The sequence below is a fragment of the Billgrantia gudaonensis genome, assembly GCF_900100195.1.
Classification (GTDB): Bacteria; Pseudomonadota; Gammaproteobacteria; order Pseudomonadales; family Halomonadaceae; genus Halomonas; species Halomonas gudaonensis.
Map to the genome: position 1 here is coordinate 147,352 of NZ_FNES01000010.1, position 18,292 is coordinate 165,643.

16 protein-coding genes and 1 pseudogene are annotated in these 18,292 nt (G+C 55.2%); 9 read left to right on the forward strand and 8 right to left on the reverse strand.

Features of this window, described 5'->3' with window-relative positions:
• Positions 1–7 precede the first annotated feature (7 nt).
• From BLP96_RS13000 to BLP96_RS13015, 5 genes are all read left to right on the forward strand, one after another.
• The gene (locus BLP96_RS13000) at positions 8–1,036 is read left to right on the forward strand and encodes a helix-turn-helix domain-containing protein (protein WP_089686845.1); all 1,029 of its coding nucleotides are present in this window, start codon (positions 8–10) and stop codon (positions 1,034–1,036) included.
• Positions 1,037–1,510: 474 nt separating this feature from the next.
• Positions 1,511–6,814, forward strand: coding sequence for an autotransporter domain-containing protein (locus tag BLP96_RS13005; RefSeq protein WP_089686847.1), 5,304 nt, complete (start codon positions 1,511–1,513; stop codon positions 6,812–6,814).
• A gap of 548 nt (positions 6,815–7,362) precedes the next feature.
• The gene (locus BLP96_RS19890) at positions 7,363–8,274 is read left to right on the forward strand and encodes a retron St85 family effector protein (RefSeq protein ID WP_143005109.1); all 912 of its coding nucleotides are present in this window, start codon (positions 7,363–7,365) and stop codon (positions 8,272–8,274) included.
• Positions 8,275–8,276: 2 nt separating this feature from the next.
• Entirely contained in the window at positions 8,277–9,212 is a 936-nt protein-coding gene (locus BLP96_RS13010; protein ID WP_089686849.1) for a retron St85 family RNA-directed DNA polymerase, read from the forward strand.
• A gap of 277 nt (positions 9,213–9,489) precedes the next feature.
• On the forward strand, positions 9,490–9,672 hold the full coding sequence (locus BLP96_RS13015) for a helix-turn-helix transcriptional regulator (protein ID WP_089686851.1): 183 nt from the start codon (positions 9,490–9,492) through the stop codon (positions 9,670–9,672).
• Positions 9,673–9,703: 31 nt separating this feature from the next.
• On the opposite strand, the gene BLP96_RS13020 is transcribed toward BLP96_RS13015, so the two are convergent.
• Positions 9,704–10,150 carry a transposase gene (locus BLP96_RS13020; RefSeq protein WP_089686853.1) on the reverse strand — a complete coding sequence of 149 codons (447 nt, stop codon included), beginning with the start codon at positions 10,148–10,150 and terminating at the stop codon, positions 9,704–9,706.
• A 203-nt stretch (positions 10,151–10,353) separates the two neighbouring features.
• Between BLP96_RS13020 and BLP96_RS19895 the strand changes: the two genes are divergently transcribed.
• Complete coding sequence (locus BLP96_RS19895) at positions 10,354–10,899, forward strand: hypothetical protein (RefSeq protein WP_143005110.1); 546 nt, start codon at positions 10,354–10,356, stop codon at positions 10,897–10,899.
• Between the two features lie 188 nt (positions 10,900–11,087).
• On the opposite strand, the gene BLP96_RS13025 is transcribed toward BLP96_RS19895, so the two are convergent.
• From BLP96_RS13025 to BLP96_RS19900, 4 genes and pseudogenes are all read right to left on the reverse strand, one after another.
• A complete protein-coding gene (locus BLP96_RS13025) occupies positions 11,088–12,755 on the reverse strand; it encodes a DEAD/DEAH box helicase (RefSeq protein WP_089686884.1) in 1,668 nt (555 codons plus the stop codon).
• 9 nt (positions 12,756–12,764) lie between these two features.
• A pseudogene (locus BLP96_RS20580) lies at positions 12,765–12,950 on the reverse strand (HNH endonuclease); the annotation flags it as partial.
• Complete coding sequence (locus BLP96_RS13030) at positions 12,950–13,219, reverse strand: helix-turn-helix domain-containing protein (RefSeq protein WP_218118610.1); 270 nt, start codon at positions 13,217–13,219, stop codon at positions 12,950–12,952. The pseudogene BLP96_RS20580 and the gene BLP96_RS13030, both read right to left, overlap by 1 nt.
• Complete coding sequence (locus BLP96_RS19900; protein ID WP_143005111.1) at positions 13,216–13,548, reverse strand: hypothetical protein; 333 nt, start codon at positions 13,546–13,548, stop codon at positions 13,216–13,218. The genes BLP96_RS13030 and BLP96_RS19900 overlap by 4 nt, the downstream gene beginning before the upstream one ends.
• Before the next feature lie 529 nt (positions 13,549–14,077).
• Between BLP96_RS19900 and BLP96_RS13035 the strand changes: the two genes are divergently transcribed.
• From BLP96_RS13035 to BLP96_RS13045, 3 genes are all read left to right on the forward strand, one after another.
• Entirely contained in the window at positions 14,078–14,392 is a 315-nt protein-coding gene (locus tag BLP96_RS13035; protein ID WP_089686886.1) for a DNA-binding protein, read from the forward strand.
• Positions 14,385–15,551, forward strand: a complete 1,167-nt coding sequence (locus BLP96_RS13040; RefSeq protein WP_089686857.1) for a DNA cytosine methyltransferase — start codon at positions 14,385–14,387, stop codon at positions 15,549–15,551. Before BLP96_RS13035 ends, BLP96_RS13040 begins: the two co-directional genes overlap by 8 nt.
• Positions 15,552–15,615: 64 nt before the next feature.
• Positions 15,616–16,392 (forward strand): GIY-YIG nuclease family protein, encoded by a 777-nt coding sequence (locus BLP96_RS13045; RefSeq protein ID WP_089686860.1) that lies wholly within the window; start codon positions 15,616–15,618, stop codon positions 16,390–16,392.
• On the opposite strand, the gene BLP96_RS13050 is transcribed toward BLP96_RS13045, so the two are convergent.
• From BLP96_RS13050 to BLP96_RS13060, 3 genes are all read right to left on the reverse strand, one after another.
• Positions 16,393–16,815: a very short patch repair endonuclease gene (locus BLP96_RS13050; RefSeq protein WP_089686862.1), complete on the reverse strand. Its 423-nt coding sequence runs from the start codon at positions 16,813–16,815 to the stop codon at positions 16,393–16,395.
• A gap of 33 nt (positions 16,816–16,848) precedes the next feature.
• Positions 16,849–17,985 (reverse strand): tyrosine-type recombinase/integrase, encoded by a 1,137-nt coding sequence (locus BLP96_RS13055; protein WP_089686864.1) that lies wholly within the window; start codon positions 17,983–17,985, stop codon positions 16,849–16,851.
• A 19-nt stretch (positions 17,986–18,004) separates the two neighbouring features.
• The coding region (locus BLP96_RS13060; RefSeq protein ID WP_143005112.1) for an integrase core domain-containing protein at positions 18,005–18,292 on the reverse strand (288 nt) is incomplete at its 5' end.

An 18,292-nucleotide genomic window follows, 5' to 3' on the forward strand; every position in this document is an offset into this window, starting at 1 on the left:
GAGGGATATGGTTGATGAGCCCACGATTCCCGCTGTCCGGTTCGACAGCGAGTGGCTCGAGCCGAATGACCGTTTCGAGGCATGGCGTGAAGCCATCGCCCCGGTATTCGACGTCGAACCCCTGCGGGTCAAGGACGGCGGAAGTCCCGTCAGGTTTGCTTCACGCATCGAGGCGTACCACCTCGGCAACATGCTGGCGGCCAGCGTCCACACCGGTGCGCAGCGCTTCTACCGTGCGCGGCCCAATCATCGTGTCGATCACCTGCTGGTGCAGGTGCATCGCCAAGGCGGCTATCACGGACGGCTCGATGACTCGGCGGTGAGGGTGGCTCCCCGACACGTCTCGTTGATCGATCTCGACCGTCCTCTGCATACCGAATCGGGCGAGACGGACATTCTCAACGTGATGCTGCCGCGCGACCTGTTCAGTGGGCAGCCGGCTTTCCTGGACGGGCTGCATGGCCTGGTGCTGGAGCCGGCACGCGGCGCCTTCCTGGCCGACTACCTGGCTGCCCTGATGAGACGGCTGCCCAGCGTCAAAGCGCACGAGGCGCCGGAGCTGTCGCGAATCACTCGGGACATGGTGCTGGCCTGCTGCGCCGAGGATGCCGAAGCCAGAGCGCGCGTGCAGCCATCGATTCAAGCGATCGTGCGCCGTCGCTTGGAGGATCTCATCGAGCGGGAACTCGTCTCACCGCGATTGACGCCAGATGCGCTGTGTCGGGCGGCAGGGATGTCGCGCACGCAGCTTTATCGGCAGTTCGAGCAGGATGGCGGCGTGGTTCGTTATATCCAGCGTCGACGCCTGATACGAGTCAAACGGTGCCTGGACGACCCAACGGAGCACCGCTCCATCGGAGAACTCGCCGAAGCCCATGGTTTCCGTAGCCTGGCTCATTTTTCCCGCTGTTTCCGTGAGCGTTACGGCTGCTCGCCTCGTGATGCCCGGGACTTTTCCAGAATACCGACCGTGTCATCCGAAGCGGATGCCGGCAACACCGTCAACGACTGGGTACGTCGTCTGACACGTTGCTGAAGTCCGCTCCATGTTTGCCTGAGCGTCCCCAGTTTTCGCTCTTTTTTGACGCTGTGTTCCGAAGTGCCGGAGCGCGCGTTGTCGGCGCTTCTCGCGGTTGATAGCGTCGCGGCGAAGGCTGCCGAAAACACCTCGGGTCGATGTGGCATGCCCTCGGTCATCGGTAGCGATCAAGGGCATCCAGAGACCTTTGGTTCCCGTCTGCCGCTCCGGCTGGCGACCAGGCCGCCGCCTGTCCGCTCTCTTCCATTGAGACTGGCTGTCATGTATCCGAGTGCGGAATAACTGAGCGGCAATGCACTGATGATGGCCGCCAATCTAGTTCAGACCGTGAAGCAGTCCCTAAACCCGCATGGCCGGCAGGATGTAATACGCACTGACGTATTAAAACTCTTTTAAAAATAACTTTTTATATGACTCGAAAGGCTGGGGACAAGAACTAACTACCCTGCTGCTGGAACGGAGCCCCTGACCATGAATCGTACGTACCGCCTGATCTGGAACGCGACCCTCCAACCGTGGAAAGTGGCTGCCGAGCATGCCTGCCGCCGAGCCGCACGGTTGACGCCCCGAGGCGGATTGGCCGCCCTGGCGCTGATCTGGCATGCCGCGGCCCCTGCGGAGACCTTCATTGTCCATAATGACAGCGCTTCCGGCGACGGCTCCTTGCGTGAAGCGGTGAATGAGGCGAACGCCGCCGGCGCCGGTCCCCATACCATCGATTTCTCACTGACCGACCCCACGGCGACGATATCGGTGGATGAGACGCTCGATCTAGACGTGGACGTCACTATACAGGGCAGCAGGCCCACCCTGAGCTCGACGAGCGGCCAGCGCCTGTTCCGTGTCAACGACGCCACGGTGAAACTACGTGGCCTGACCCTGGCCGGCGGCCGAGCCCGGGGTGGCGACGGCGGCAGCGGCAGTGGTGGGGGCGGGGGCGGCGCGGGCCTGGGCGGCGCCATTTTCGTGGATTCAGGCGGCGACCTCACCCTGGACGGCATCGAGTTCAAGGATAACCGCGCCGAGGGCGGCGACGGCGGCGACGGCGGCCTGGGTAATGCGGACAGCGATAATACCGGCGGCGGTGGTGGCGGCGGCATGGACCAGGCCGGCGACGCCGGCACCATCTTCGACTCCTACTCCGGCGACGGCGGCCACGGCGGCCACGGCGGCGACGGCGGCGGCCCGGATGGCGGCAGTGGCGGCGCGTTCCCCTACGCAACCAACCCCGGAAACTCGGGCGGTGATGGCGGCGAAGCCAGCGGCGGGGGCGGCGGCTCGCCGAGCATTGAGGAGAACGCGGGAGCCGGCGGTGATGCGAGCTTCGGCGGGGCCGGCGGCGGCGGTGGCAGCGCTTTCAACGGGACCGCCGGTGATGGCGGCAACGGCGGCTTCGCCGCCGGCGGCGGCGGCGGCGGCGGCGGGGAAGCGGATAGTCTGTTCGGCACCCCCGGCTCCGGCGGCTCGGGCGGCTACGGCGCCGGCTCGGGCGGCTCGGCCGGCGGCGACGGCGGCGGCGGCGCGGGGCTCGGCGGCGCCGTGTTCGTGCGCGATGGCGGCTCGGTGAGCATCGAGAACAGCAACTTCGGCGCCGGCAACACCGCCGTCGGCGGCAGCGGCCACCAAGACGGCGCCGGCGAGGGCGGCGCCCTATTCCTGCGCGGCGGCGGCACCCTTGAAAACCACGTGGCCGCCACGCAGGCCCGGCAGCTGGCCAGCAGCGTCGCCTCGGACCAGGCCCTGGGGCTTGAGAAAACCGGCGAAGGCACCCTGGTGCTGAACGCCGCCAGTGACTTCGACGACGGGGTCACCGTGACGGAAGGCACCCTGCGCGGCGACAGCAGCACCCTCGTCAACGACACCGATATTGCCGCGGACGCGACACTCGAATTCGATCAAGACAGCGACGGCACCCACGAGGCCGGCCTCTCCGGCGCCGGGGAACTGCTCAAGAGCGGCGGCGGCACCCTGACCCTGGACGGCAGCTACACACATGCCAGTACCAGGGTCGACGAAGGCACCCTGCGCGGCGACAGCAGCACCCTTACTGCCGACACCGAGATCGCCGGCGGCGCCACGCTGCAATTCGATCAGGGCAGCGACGGCACCCATGACGCCGCCCTGTCCGGCGACGGCAAACTGCTCAAGACCGGGGACGGCATTCTGACCCTGAATGGTAGTTACGATCACGGCGACACGGAAATCAACGGCGGTGTACTGCAAATCGGACAACTGAATGATCTGGGCAGAGGCACCCTGCGCCTGGACGACGGCACACTCCACCTGAGCGAAAGTAGCATCAGCGACAAGAGCATTGATCTGGGGGATAACGGTGGCACCCTGCGGGTCAGCTCCACCGACCAGCTGGATCTGGATGGCTCCCTGGGCGGCACAGGCGAGCTGCGCAAGACGGGGGACGGCACCTTGCGGCTCCACACCGAGCCCTACCACGAAGGCGGCACCCGCGTACTGGCGGGCACGCTGGCCCTCACGGGCATGGTCACCGAACTGCGCGACGAAATCCATATCGCCGACGGCGCGCGCCTGTCCACCGAGTTCAACACCATCGCCCTGCATTCTCTGAGCGGCGCCGGCGAGCTTGAAATCGGACCGGGGGACATCGAGGTCCGGGACGGCAGTTTCGAGGGTACGCTCAGCGGCGGCGGGCAGCTCAGCAAGACCGGTGGCGGCATCCTGAGTCTCAGCGGTCCGCTCACCCATGGCGCCGGCACCCGGGTCAGTGGCGGCACCCTGAAACTGGCTGACGACGCCGACACCCCTGGGAGCACGCAGATAGACAGCGGCGCAGCGCTGGCCACCGGCGACCGGGAGGTCGCTATATCCACACTCACCGGCGCCGGGGCGCTCGACATCGGCGGTGGCGGCGTACGCATCGGTCTGGGTGGCGACAGTACTTTTGATGGCAATACCACCGGCGCCGGGCCCCTGATCAAGGACGGCAATTCCCGCCTGACCCTCAGCGGCCCGCTTGGCCACGACACCACCACCGTGGACGCGGGCACCCTGGCGCTAACCGGTGATGCCCAGACCCCCGGGGACGTGAGCATTGAAACCGGTGCCGTGCTGGAAACCGACGACCGGCCGGTAAGCCTGAGCGGCCTGAGCGGCGACGGGGAGCTGCAGCTGGGCAACGGCGGCGTGGTGGTGAACGATGCCGGGAGTTCCGCCTTCGCCGGCGGGATCCAGGGTAGCGGCGGCCTGAGCAAGGCCGGCACCGGCACCTTGAGCTTGAGCGGCAGCCTGGCCTATGACGGCACCACCACCGTCGACGAGGGCACGCTGGCGCTGACCGGAGACGCCGACAGCCCGGGCGAGGTAATCATCGACGCCGATGGCACCCTGGAGACCGGCAGCGCGGCGGTAAGCCTGGACAGCCTGGCAGGCGATGGCGAGCTTCATCTGGGAAGCGGCGGTGTGATGGTGAACGCTGCGGCGGACTCCGTCTTCGGCGGTCGCATCCAGGGAGATGGCGGCCTGGACAAGGACGGCGCCGGCACGCTCACGCTTCGCGGCGCGCTGGGCTATGACGGCGCCACCACCGTCGGCGAGGGCACTCTGACACTCGCCGGCGACGCCGACACCCCCGGCGATGTGACGATCACGACGGATGCCGTCCTGGAAACCGCCAGTCGTGAGGTGACTCTCAGCAGCCTGACCGGCAATGGTGAGCTGTACATGGGTAGCGGTGGCGTGCGTCTGGACACCGATGGCAACGCCAGCTTCAGCGGACGAGTGGCAGGCGAGGGCGCCCTGGAAAAAGAGGGCGCGGGCAGCTTGGAACTGAGCGGTCACACCGCGTACACGGGCAACACTCGGGTACGCGCGGGCACTCTGGCACTATCGAGCGGCGCCGACCGCCTGCGCGGCGCGCGCATCGACGACGGCGCCCAGCTGCTCCTGGACGGCCACCGCGTCCAGGCCGACGCGCTCATCGGCGAGGGCACCCTGGCGCTCAACGACGCGACCCTGGCGCTGGGTGAGACACACGCCGACTCCGCCTTCGCCGGGGAGTTCGCCGGCGACGGCACCGTGAGCAAGCACGGTGACGGGGCGCTGCTGCTCACCGGGGACAGTAGCGGCTTCACCGGCGAGCTCACCCTGCACGGCGGCACCACCGTGGCCGGCGGCACCCTGGGTGGCCGCCTGTTCATCGAAGACGGGGCGACCCTCGGGGGCAATGGCACGCTGGGCGACGTCACGGTCAACGGTGGCGGGCGGATCGCACCTGGCTACTCCCCCGGCGAGCTGGCGGTAGATGGCGATCTGACCTTCGGCTCCGACGGGGTGTATCAGGTTGAAGTGGATGCCGACGCCCAAGACCGTATCGACGTTGCCGGCACGGCAAGTCTCGCGGGATTGGTCGATGTCGTCAGCCTGGAGCCGGACGGCGATGAGAGCGTACTGGGCGACCACACGATCCTGACCGCCGATACCCTCGACGGCGAGTTCGATGCCGTCGCGGCCAACTATGCCTTCCTGAATCCGTCATTGACCTACTCGGACCAGACAGTCGAACTGACCCTGGCGCTTTCATCCGACGAACGACTGTCCTCCTATGCCACCAGTGGTAACGCGCAACGACTCATGTCGGAGCTAGAGACGGTCGATACCGATGCGCCGGGATATCAGGCCTTCGAAAATGCCCTGCTGTTGCTGGAATCCGGGGAGGCCGGTCAGGCCGCCGAGGAGTTGGCCGGAAGCGACATTCCCGTCAGCCAGACGGCCATCGATCAACTGACCCAGTCCTTCTCGGCCACCCTGCAGGGGCGCATGAGCGGTGCCAGCAGCGAGACGCCACTGGCGGCGGCCGCCCTGCAGCAGCTGCATCGGGGCGATGCCGCTTATGCACCGCAACGGCTATCGATGCTGGAGTCGGCCTTTGCACCACCGTCTCGTCAGCATCGCGAAACGGTCGGCCCTCGTGGTTATGCGCCCACGTTGAGTCAGCCAACCGGACCGGTGAGCTGGGCGCGGGCCGTCAGCAGCGACAGTCGACTGGGCGCCGATGGCGACTTGCCCGGCGTCTCTTCACGCTCGACCGGGGTGCACGCCGGCAGCGAACTGTTCCTGGATACCGACCTGATGGTGGGTGTCGCCTTCGGCATCGAGCGGGGCCAGGTCAGCGGCGACAGCGCCCAGAGCGACTTCGATACCTACTCGGCAGGGTTGTATGCCCGCCAGGAGCTCGGCGACTGGCGGCTGTCGGGATCGGCCAGCATGGGTTGGCTGGACCTGGAGAGCGAGCGCTCCGTGACCGGTTTCGGCCAGCACCAGGCCGATTACGACGCCCATGTCGGCACGGTCGATGCCGAGCTGGCGTACGCCCCGTCGCCGGAGGAGAGCGACTGGCGCGTTTCGCCCCTGGTCGGCCTCACCTATAGCCATACCCGCCGCGAGGGTTTCCAGGAAGAGGGGCTGGCCGGTCTCGATGTCGACGATTCTCGTGATGACAGCGTGCGCGGTCGGCTCGGCGCCGAGATCGCCTATCGAGTCTCGGACAGTGCCGCGATCACCGGGCGTCTGGCCTGGAGTCATGAACTGGGCAACCCTGAGGCCTCTACCGAAGCCTCGCTGTTGGGGAGCGACCCTTTCACCATCGAAGGCCAGACACTGCCGACCGACCTGATGGACGTGGGTGTGGGCATGGAAGCCCGCGTCACCGACCGGGTCGATGTGTACGCCGCCTACGACGGCCGCCTGGGCAGCGACTACGAGGATCACGCCGGCCAGGTAGGAATGCGCTGGCGGTGGTGATGATCGTCTCCGGCAGCAATGCACATCCCGTGTCGGTCATCCCCTGGCTGGGTCGAGAGAGCGCTAGGCCAATTGGGTAGAGACGGACTCACTGGAGAATGGATGCGCAAGGAGTTTCAGTCAGAGTCTGTCGCCGCCGGATCTGGGGTGGTGTAAAGAAAAAAGCGCCCGCAGGCGCTTGATTCTTCGACATGATTGGTGGAGGCGGCGTCCCACTAAAAATACGAATAAGTGATTGAAAAAGAAAGGAAATAACCTTTTAGCTGGGAAATGATGCCCCCAAAAATGCCCCCTATTTAGCCAGGTATGTGCAGTGCTCTTAATTACGTTTTGTATCCCGAGGCATCGCTAAGGCCAAGCTTGCTCAGTTAGGTTAGCCTATTGTAGCATAACGTAAGCCTAGCAATTTGGGTCTCGTACCCACGAGGCATGAGTCATGTCTTGCTACGCAACGGTGAACAGCTCTCAGATTTCGCTGGCATATTCTTTGTCGCCAGCCGAAGTCTCGGCTGATCTCCAAATAATATGCCAGCGCGCTTAGGTAGGCAATGTATACAACAGAGAGTACGTATTCGAGGGCGATTACACCTCTTATTAATTCAATCAAGAGAAGCCGGGTCGTTGCTCTGAAAGGCACGCCCCGGCTATTTTTTTTATGTGGAGCAAATAAGTCCGAAGGGCAGATATCATATCGGAGAAAGCAAGTCAAAGAGTTCCTCGAACAGCAAGTTTTTAATTCCCACGTAATTATCGCAGAGTCATTTTTTCAAGATTACATCAAAAACAAAGACCGGAATGGTACTGGCAAGATTAACTCTCTTGATTTCGAGCACGTGCTTTCAGATATATCTGAAAAAATCATAATAATCATGGAAAGCGAAAGTGCAATCTGTGAGCTTGGCGCTTTCTCGCATGCAAACCTTAGGAACAAGCTTGTGGTAATTAATAATTCTGAATACGAAAAATCAGAATCATTCATTAACACAGGCCCAATTAAAGCTATTAAAGATTCATCTGGCCACGACAAAGTAATATGGTACAAAATGGCAGAAATGGGTGGGACAGGGCAAGATGCTATTGCCCATATCTTTCCTAGTTTGAGCAGAGTGTTAGATCACACTAAGTCGGTAAGTGAAATAATACACTACGAAGAGCTGGACCCAGCTGATAATATTTCAACGAAAACAGTTCTATTTGTTCACGATCTTATATATCTGATGAATGAGGTAACATATAAAAATCTCGTATATTTAATTAAAGATATTTTTGGCAGCAAGGATTTCTCGAAGCTGACGGATATAATTGCAATTCTGGTTTCTTTAGGTTATATCGAATATCCGCATACGTACGGTTTGATGAAAAGTTGTAGAGAATCAGCTTTTTTTAGATATACAGACAGCGACGAAAGGGTTAAGTCAGGACTCTTCCTAAATATGATCAGGAAGCGGGCAAGGGGTTAGCAATGGGAATCATAAAGTCTATTGCAAAAGAGCTAGGCATGCCTGAACCTGTATTTAGGGAGCAGCTCAATACTGCGGCTGGAAAAATAAAGCATATTAGGATTCCTAAAAAAAGCCAAAAAGGCTACAGGAAGTTAGTCATTCCTCCTTGGGAATTCAAGATTGTTCAATATTGGTTGATCTACAATCATTTGAAAGGGTTCCCAATTCATCCCTCATCCACAGCTTACAAACCTGGCGCCTCAATTAGGAAAAACGCCTTGAAACATGCTGAAGGGAAGTATTTTGTAAAAATGGACCTTTCAGATTTTTTTCCCTCTATAGGCGCGGAAGAATTTCGAAATATAATTGAAGAGTATTACCCGAAGCACAATTGGCTAATTAAAGAGCTTGAGGATTCAGACTTTGTGTCCTCTATTTTTTATGATAAGAAATGTGCTATTGGATATCCAGCATCTCCCTATATTAGTAATATCATAATGTTCGGTGTTGACCAGCATATCGATAGAGCGCTTCAGGATAAGCAGCAAACATTTGGAAACTACAGTTACACACGATATGCTGACGATATAACCATTTCAATTGAAAATAAAGGACATAAAAAAGAAGTGGTTCGTCTTGTACATGATTCAATAAAAAAATCCGGAATCAAGAATTTAAAAGTAAATCAGAATAAAACTAAGTATGGTAGTAAAAAAGGCGGCTCAGCTTTCATAACAGGCATGAGAATCTGCCCAGATGGTCATATTACTTTACATAGAAAATACAAAGATAATGTCAGGCTTCTTCTTTCTTTATATAACAGAGGAAAGTTAGATGTTGCTGAACGATCAAAGCTCGCAGGTCATCTTAATTATTGCAAAGATGCAGACCCACTTTTCTATAACAAGCTTGCGCTGAAGTATTTTTCTTCAATTAAAAAATTACAAGAAAGCTAATAAAATAATGCGATTATTGGTCTAAGTTTGGTAAGTAATTTTGGTTAAGAAATTCAATTAAAGCCAATTCACTTTGCATCAAAGCAGTTAAATCCAATTCAGCCCAGCTCTGTGTAATTCCATTTGAATTCAGTTTGTCGGATTAGATTCAAATGATAAAATTAGCCCAAAGTGCTTCTTAGGGGTTGCAAAATACAGCTGTATGGTTAATATGGTACGTCAGAGTTTAGAGGAGTGTCGTTTGCTCCCACTCTCTGACACCACGGAGTAGTATTAAATGCATCAACTTATCAGGAAAAAAGCTGTATTGGAGAAAACAGCTCTAAGTAATACATCTCTTTATCGTTTGATTGCTAAAGGAGAATTCCCCAAACCTATTCAGTTAGGGACTCGTGCAGTAGCATGGGTGGAGGATGAGATTGAGGAGTGGATTGAATCCCGCATTTCCGCCTCACGATGAGAAAATAAAAGAGAGTAAGAAATAACATGGGCTAAGTTATTTTAATGAGCCCTTTCTTTCTTTTGATAACCTTTCCATCCTTGTCTTTTACTTCGACAATTCCGTAATCTCCAGATTCAATCAGGATCTTAATTACGGTTCCTGTTGTGATGGGGCGGCCTAATATAACTTTTGCCTCTTGGGTTATGGCATGTGCTGAACGATATGCTCCAGACCTAGCAAGGTTGATGATAATCTGGGCATCTTCATCGGATGTCTTTCGAGCTAACGATTTTGGCCTTTTTGATTTAGCTTCAAGCGCTGCACTATCCCCTTTCCTGTAGGCTTCTAACTGATCTTTCCATCTGTGGAATTGATTGGGATGAATTCCCACTCCACGGCAGGCTTGTCGAATGCTCTGTCCAGACCTGATAAGGCGGTTGATCTCCTCTACATTGCGTTGTTTAGCTGTAGAGCTAAAGCGTCGGGGGGGAGCCATCAAAAGTTTCTCCAGACATCCGAGACAAATGGGTTGTAGGCAAGGATAAATTCAAGTCACAGGTAATGACATGCATCAAACCTCAGTTTAACGCTTATGGCGACTCATGAGAAGCATGGCATAGTTGGTGTGTTACGGGCTCCTTAACTGGTTGCCTTGGCTTAGCTTATTAAAGATACTATGAGGATAGAGAAGAAAGGAGAATGGCGAAATTGTTAAATTTCAAGGTTAATGAAAGCTCTTATGAAGAATTAAAAAGGCAGAGCCTAATAGATGCGTATGCAAATTTTCTCAAAGGTTATGGATGGAATTATTTCATCACATTGAATTTTAGGAGAAATATTAAGGAAGAGAGGGCCCAGGAAATAGCTGAAAAATTTGTAAAAAAATTAAATATCGAAGTATTTGGCAAACGATCCAAGAAAGCAGTTAAGCTGGCTGTGTCAATTGAGAAAAACATGGTTAGCGGTTATCATCTGCATGTTTTAGCGGTAGACCCGTCGCCAAGGATTGGAAATAAAGATAAGCAATATGATTTTGACTTTTGTGATGTGGTTAGGAAATGCTGGCAGGATGCTGATGCATCCACAGCTTTGATTAATTTGTCATCACCAGATAGGCACTCATGGTTTCAAGTGATCGAAAATGAGAATAACGTTATCAGGTACGTTTTAAAAGAAATGAAGCAGGGACGGTATGAGTGTTTGCAAGCTAACCTAGTAAATTTAGAAGGGCGAAGATGGCGGTGAAAGTTTATAATTACAACTGTAACGCTCTATTCTTAAATATAACGATTTTTTTATTGCTGATTCTGATAAGTATTCTGCGCACTAAGCTTGGCTCCCAATAAGCATTTCAAGACACCTTCGCCGAGAAATCATATTAATGCTAGCCTAGCCAGGGCCAGACTAGCCTATAAAACGATAGGTGCATGCTTCTATTGTTTATTAATAATTTTTCTTAGCCTCCCCCAAGATTCCTCAGGCAGCCTTTTGACGATATTAATAAGGGCTTCGTCTCCCGACGATAGAAGCTCTCTTTTTATTTCTCGGCGATACTTTTCCCCATCAACCACTTCGGTTTCCTCTATATCCATTCCTCTGACGATAGCACCCATACGAAGAGCTTCATCCAAGCTCACCTCGAATTCATGCATGAAAGAGCAACCACAGAACTGACACTCCGAAAGACCGAGAGGATTTAGCTGATCACAATCTGGGCAGGTTTTGAATTTAACTTTTGTGGCAGGAAATTCGTAACTGCAGCTAGAGCAGGAGGTTTCAAGTTTAGAGCACTTCTCTTCGCATACCGGGCATAATTTAAAGTTAATTTCAGCTGAGTCACCCCTTTTTGATGAGCTCATTTCCATCTCTACACGTCGTGCGTATTCTTCAAAGATACGATGTGTTGGCATAACGACATATGCCCGAGAGCAATCATCTGGTCCTAGACTTCTAACAACACGTCCCATTGATTGCCTGAAGGACAGCTCAGTTTGTGAGGAAGGCAGGTAAACCAGAATGCGCAACCTCTTGATATCCACTCCCTCAGATATCATCGCAACAGAGACTAGCCATTTTTTTGTTGTTTCTTTAAATGCCTTGATCTTGGCTTCGGGATTCGGGGTGCGACTATGAACTATTGTCGGTTTTTCTCCTTCCATCGTCTCTATTATTTCCGCCATGTACTCAGCAACTTCTATGCTTGGTGCTATAACAAGCCCCCCCGCGCTAGGCACTTCATTTCGTAAGTCGTCTAGTTTAGCAATAGCCCATTCCAACATTGTGCCTTGGTAGGAGTGGAGATCAGCCTTGCCATCTTTCGTGTAGTGCGGAGTACATGCAAGTTTGTAAAATTCCAATGCCTGCTGTAGTCCGCTAATTCTTTTAAGGCTGCCTTCTAAATTTGTTTCTTCTGTTCCTGAAACAGCTATGTTATCGCCATCTGGTAGTGATACGGTGAACTTTCCTTCATGCCGGTGAAAAGTAATGGGACGACAATAGTCTAAGTCCACCGCCTCTCCATAAGTGAGTGTATAAGAACCCTTGTCGGGATGATCTATGCGTCCGTTATCGTCATAGGCGAACCAAACGGGCTCTTGTCCATCAGAACGTATAGGTGTTCCAGTGAGTACAAGCACGTATTTCGCTTTAGCGAAAGCTCCATTAGCACCGCGCCCCCAGGCCGCTTCGATTGCTGCGTGATGGTGCTCATCACATATCACAAGTGTGCGAGATGATAGACAAATGGATTGAAATCCATCTAAAAGCCCCTCTACTGCCGCCCAAGTAGCGCAGAGATCCAAGCCGTATCCAGCGAGATCCTCATGGTCAGCACCGGTTACTTTCATCATCGTTTTGCCAGTGACAAACTTAAATTCATCAGACCACTGACGTACAACTTCCGCACGCGGGGCAATCACTATTGTTCTATCAATTTCACCCTTTTCATACAATTGCTTTGCAATTACTGATGCGCAGATAGTTTTTCCTGATCCAGGGGCTGCATTTATTAGAAAATGTTTTCCCCCATCGGCTCCCAGCAACCAATCTTCTGCTTTTTTTATAGCGGTGGTTTGCCAAGGTCTCAAATTGAGGTCAGCCATTTTGTTTCCCTTTTTTAAGTTGCAGGAGGGGCAGAGGGCTTGTCCATTGTTAATTAGAGTGCCACCCCCTCTCGAATATGGTGTCTTATGATCGGCGTGAAAATTAGGCTCAAGACGCGAGCCGCATACCTGGCATAAGCCTCCAGAAAGAAGCTTTAAGATTGATTTTTGTCTTTTAGAAAATAACCTTTTCACTACTTGCTAATCCAATATTCTGTTAAGCTTATTTCACGATAAGGCAAATCACTAGGCACCTTGCATTCGGTATATTCATTGATTCTCCTAATGATTTTTGCCATCGGAACTTTTTGTGATTTAATCAAAAATCCATCCTTTTTCATTCTAGTGAATTCTGCGTTTGGGCCTTGTACGCCGAAAAGTAGGATTGCCTCCAGGAGAGATACCCTATGGCCGGCAAGCATGTGTTCTCTAAGCGCCATAGCGGGTTGATACGAGCGGTTCAATTAAATTCTCCTGTATCTTCACCTAGTAAAAAAAGCTTATTTCTCGCGTCTTCGGAAAGCTCGGCACTGTCCTGGTTGAGCTTTGTTTCCATGCATAGGATTTGAAATCCCATATTCTCCATAGCGCTTACAACATTGTGTGCGAAGTAGTGAGACGAGCCAGCGTTTTCGCTGTGTCTGATACTAACGTATTCTTCTTGAGATATTTTAATAAGGGTTTGAGCGGCTTCCATTAATTCCGCAGAAGTGAACTCATCTCCCACTTCTCGTGAAAGCTCATCGAAAACGCTATAAAGGGTTTTTATCTTTGTGTTTTTTTTTCCGAGCATACCCCACCCCGCTCGTAATATTTGTCTACCAAATGAGGCTAATAATAACCTTTTATAACAAAGTGTAGCATTGTTCAAGCATCTTGCGAGGGGGAGAGCAGATAGGATTCTGGAACCAAATGATCGTCAGGGACGACCAGGCAGCACGTAGCGAGCCTGGTTGGGGAGACTCCCTTTTGATCGAAATGCTTATGTTTTCTGCTCCTACAGCAGGAAAATCCATACAGGACGCGGCCTTCGAGCCTTGCACATGATAGCCGGCCTCGTCGAAGCCTGACAGTCGGCGCCAATGGCTCTGCTTAGAACTCGGGGTGAGGCACCTACCAGGTTAACCAGCAGTGAGCATGTGATGTCGTGCTCTGGAGCTATGCCTCCAAGGGCTGCGTGTCTGGAATGCTGTCCACCTGGTGAGGTGGTTTTAGCGCCGCAGGTTGGTCGAGAGACCCATGATGATTGCGTGGCACATTAATTAATGTGGAAATTACATTAATTAGTGTATTTCCTGGCATGGCATGTTATGCTATTTTCTATGACCTACGAAGAGTTCCTGCGGCAACTCGGCAAGGCGGGGCTCACAGTGAAGGAGTTCAGCGAGCTGGTTGGAATGAACCGCAATTCAGTCTCGAACTACGCTGGGTGGTCTTCGATACCGACCCATCTGGCAGTCATTTCCAAGCTGATGGGAGAAATGGCGGAGCAGGGCATCGACTTCAGACAGGCCCTCGCGGGGTTGGAAACGGTCCCCAAGAAGCCAAGGGGCGCCAGTAGAAAGCGTCATTTGGCCGGTACGCAAGACAGAGGTGATGGAACAATGAGCAGGACGAAGGGTGCACAGGATGAGTAGCATCGAGCTTTTCGCCGGGGCGGGCGGCCTAGCGATGGGCATGGCTCGTGCAGGGTTCCAACACTCAGCTGTGGTTGAGTGGGACGACGATGCCTGCCAGACCATCCGCGAGAACCGGACCCACTACGACTCTCATGGGGAAGACTTCGTTCTCTTCGAGGGTGACGCAAGACAATTCGACCTGACACCGTATGCGGGGAGGGTGGAAGTCATCTCTGGCGGCCCGCCTTGCCAGCCATTCTCCTTGGGTGGAAAGCACAGAGGCAACCTGGACGAACGGGATATGTTCCCCACGGCGGTCCAAGCCGTCCACAAGACGATGCCTCGCGCCTTCATCTTCGAGAACGTCAAAGGGCTGCTGCGTCAGAGCTTCGCCAGTTACTTCGAGTACACCTATCTCCAGCTCAGCCACCCTGAAGTGGTAAAACAACAGGGAGAGACATGGGAAGAGCACCTTGCTCGCCTGGAAGGTCTCCACACATCAGGCAAGCAGCCCACCTATAACGTCGTCTTTAGGCTGTTGAACGCTGCCGACTATGGCGTTCCTCAGAAGCGGGAGCGGGTATTCCTCGTCGGTTTCCGCTCGGATCTGAGCATTGAATGGTCCTTCCCCGAGCCCACTCACTCCGACGTGGAGCTTCTCCGTGCCAAGTGGGTCACCGGTGAGTATTGGGAGCGGCATCGCATCGCCAAGAAGAGCCGTCCAGCGATCCCCGAAAGGATGAGGAGCCGCATCAAACGCCTTGCCTCAGAGGAGCGAGAGGTGGCCTGCCGCTTGCCTTGGATGACCGTGAGAGACGCTATCAGCGACCTTCCAGACCCCGAGAAGCCGTCTCCCTTCTCGATCCCGAACCATGCATTCACGCCTGGAGCTAGAGTGTACAAGGGGCACACCGGCAGTCCGTACGACGAGCCCTCGAAGACTCTCAAGGCTGGGGCTCACGGCGTGCCTGGAGGCGAGAACATGCTCGTACGTGACGACGGCTCCGTCCGCTACTTCACTGTCCGTGAGGCCGCAAGGCTCCAGACCTTCCCAGACGAGTACATCTTCCATGGGGCTTGGGGCGAGACCATGCGGCAGCTAGGAAATGCCGTCCCGGTGAAGCTCGCAGAGGTTGTAGCCAACTCAGTCGCGAGGGTGCTGCACGAGATAAACTGATCTAAGCCGGTTTCTCTAATGTAACAGTCATGGCATAGTCGAATCCTCATTATGGAGGACGGCTATGTCAGCACGCACCTACTTTCAAGAACTCGAGTTCGACCTCCCGTCTAAGCTGTTGGAAGAGCTGGTTAGGCTATTTGGCGAGATGCCCGCTGGTCCCCTCAATGCCGAAGCACTTGGTCATGTTGAGGAGGAGCAAGGCGTCTACCAGCTTTTCAAGGATGGCCAGCTTGTCTACATCGGAAAGACTGACGCTGAAGCGGGCCTCAAGAAACGGCTGTCTCGCCATGCCGCCAAAATTCAATCTCGCCGGAACCTTCCTGTCGAGCAGGTGACCTTCAAGGCAATTCGCGTCTATGTCTTCACAGCTATGGACCTGGAAAGTCTCCTCATAAGCCATTACCGAGAAGCCGGACAACAGCCTGACTGGCAACACAGCGGCTTCGGGTCGAACGACCCTGGGAAAGAGCGAGACACCACCAGAGTGAAGGAGACTAACTTCGATGCGCAGTACCCGATAGACCTTGACTTCCAAGTAACCATCGAGGCAGACGGGAACGCCATCACAGTGGCGGAGCTGCTCCAGCAAATGAAAAAGCAGCTGGCCTATAACATCCGTTTCGAGACACGCCGAGGAGGCGGGAGAAAGCCTCACCAAGACCTAGAGGATGCCGAGGTCCAGCTTCCCAGCAAAACGGGAACTGTCCTCAGCTTCCTGAAGCTCGCCAAGCGCGAACTTGGCGCAAGCTGGCGAATAACCGCCCTGCCGGGATACGTAATTGCCTATAAGAATGATAGGCGCCCGATTCCTTCAGGAACGATCATCGAGGCTGACTAGCTAGGACTGGCGGCTCTGATCGAGGAATGCCGAAACTCTGGAAAGGAGGGCTTCCTGGTCCTTCAGCTCGCATTCCCAAATGATGAGCACATCCCATCCCATCTCCCGAAGGTGCTCCTCATTTCTCTTGTCCCTCTCTCGGTTGGCTTCCAGCTTGGGCAGCCAAAAGTCCAGCCGGGACTTGGGGAGCCTCGCCAGGGTGCAGCCTTCGTGGCGATGCCAGAAGCATCCATGCACAAAGATGACCTTCCTGCGGCTCTTGAACACCAAGTCAGGCTTCCCTGGCAGCTTCTTGCCATGCAAGCGATACCGGTAGCCTGCTCCATGGACGAGCCGCCTCACGGTCATCTCTGGGCGGGTATCCTTGTTACGCACCCTACCCATGATTCTGCTTCGGGTTTCTCGATCAACCGAATCGACCATGGAGGCTCCAACTGCGTTCATCTTGTCCAATGGCTACGGCAACGCTGGAGGCGCTTCATGCTTGCTCGCTGATGCGGCTTGCGCGGACGAGCTGCGCAAGGTATCCAGGTAGTCAGCCCAGGCTTGGAGCATCTCTCTGCGCTGCTCTAGATGAGTGGTGCGGTTATAGGCACGACCGTTGCTATCTTTCACTGCATGAGCCAACTGCTGCTCAATGTACTGCTCAGGGTAGTTAAGGCGCTCTGCAAGTACAGTCCGAGCCATTGCACGGAAGCCATGACCAGTCATTTTGTCTTTGAAACCGAGGTTCTTCAGCGCTGCATTGATAGTGTTGTTGCTCATCGGGCGCTTACTGCTTCGCACACCAGGGAAGACGAACTCGCTTCGCCCGGTCAGCCCGTGCAGTTCACGCAGAATCTCAACTGCTTGGTTGGGTAGTGGGACGATGTGGGGTAGAGCGGTCTTGCTGGCCTGAAAGGTCCAGGTGGCTGCCTCCAGGTCGATATCGGCCCATTTTGCCTGTCGCAGCTCACCGGGACGGGTAAAGACCAGAGGCGCCAGCTTCAGGGCGGCGATTGTGGTGGGCTGACCACCGTAGCCGTCGAGGGCGTTTAGCAGAGCCGGGATCTCCTTGGGATCGGTGATGGCGGGGTAATGCTGGGTTTTATGGGGCTTCAAGGCGCCCCGTAAATCGACAGTGGGGTCTCGCTCGACACGCCCCGTCGAGATGCCGTAGCGAAATACTTGGCTGCAAAGGGTTTTTACTCGGTGGGCTGTCTCGATGTAGCCCCTGGCTTCGATTTTGCGAAGGCAGCTCAGCACCTCAGGCGGGCTGAGCTCAGAAGCGGGGCGCTTACCGATGACTGGAAAGACGTCGCGCTCCAGGCGGCGTTTGTTGCGTTGGTAGTGTGCAGGCACGACCTCATGTTGGTGGACCTGCTCCAACCACTCGATGGCCACTGCCTCGAAGGTGTTGATGGCCGCCTGGTGCCCGAGCTGTTTGGCGAGACGCTTAGCAGTGCTGGGATCGATGCTTTGAGCTAGCAGGCGCTTGGCCTCGTCGCGGGCTTGTCTTGCATCCGCCAGAGAGGTCTCGGGATAAACACCGATGGCCAGGCGCTTCTCTTTGCGAGCGTGGCGGTACTCGGAGTCTGTCAACATAGTTGGCATATGAAATAGTTCTGGCTCTTTAAAACCCTGCTGCCTGCGGCACTGGGTCCCGCTCGGGATTCAGGTGCACGATCTCAGGCAGGCTGAGCTTCCGGATGTCACCCGACCAGCGCTCCGGGTGACGCTGCTTCGCCGCCTCGAAGACCTCCCGGCGCTGGGCCAGGATGCCTTTGGCCTCGCCGTTATGACGCTGGCTCGGCGTGACGTAGCGAAGGGCGCTGTGCCGGTGCTCGTGGTTGTACCACTCGGTAAATTGCTGAACCCAGTCCTGAGCCTCGGCCAGGGTGGCGAAGCCGTCAGCGGGGAA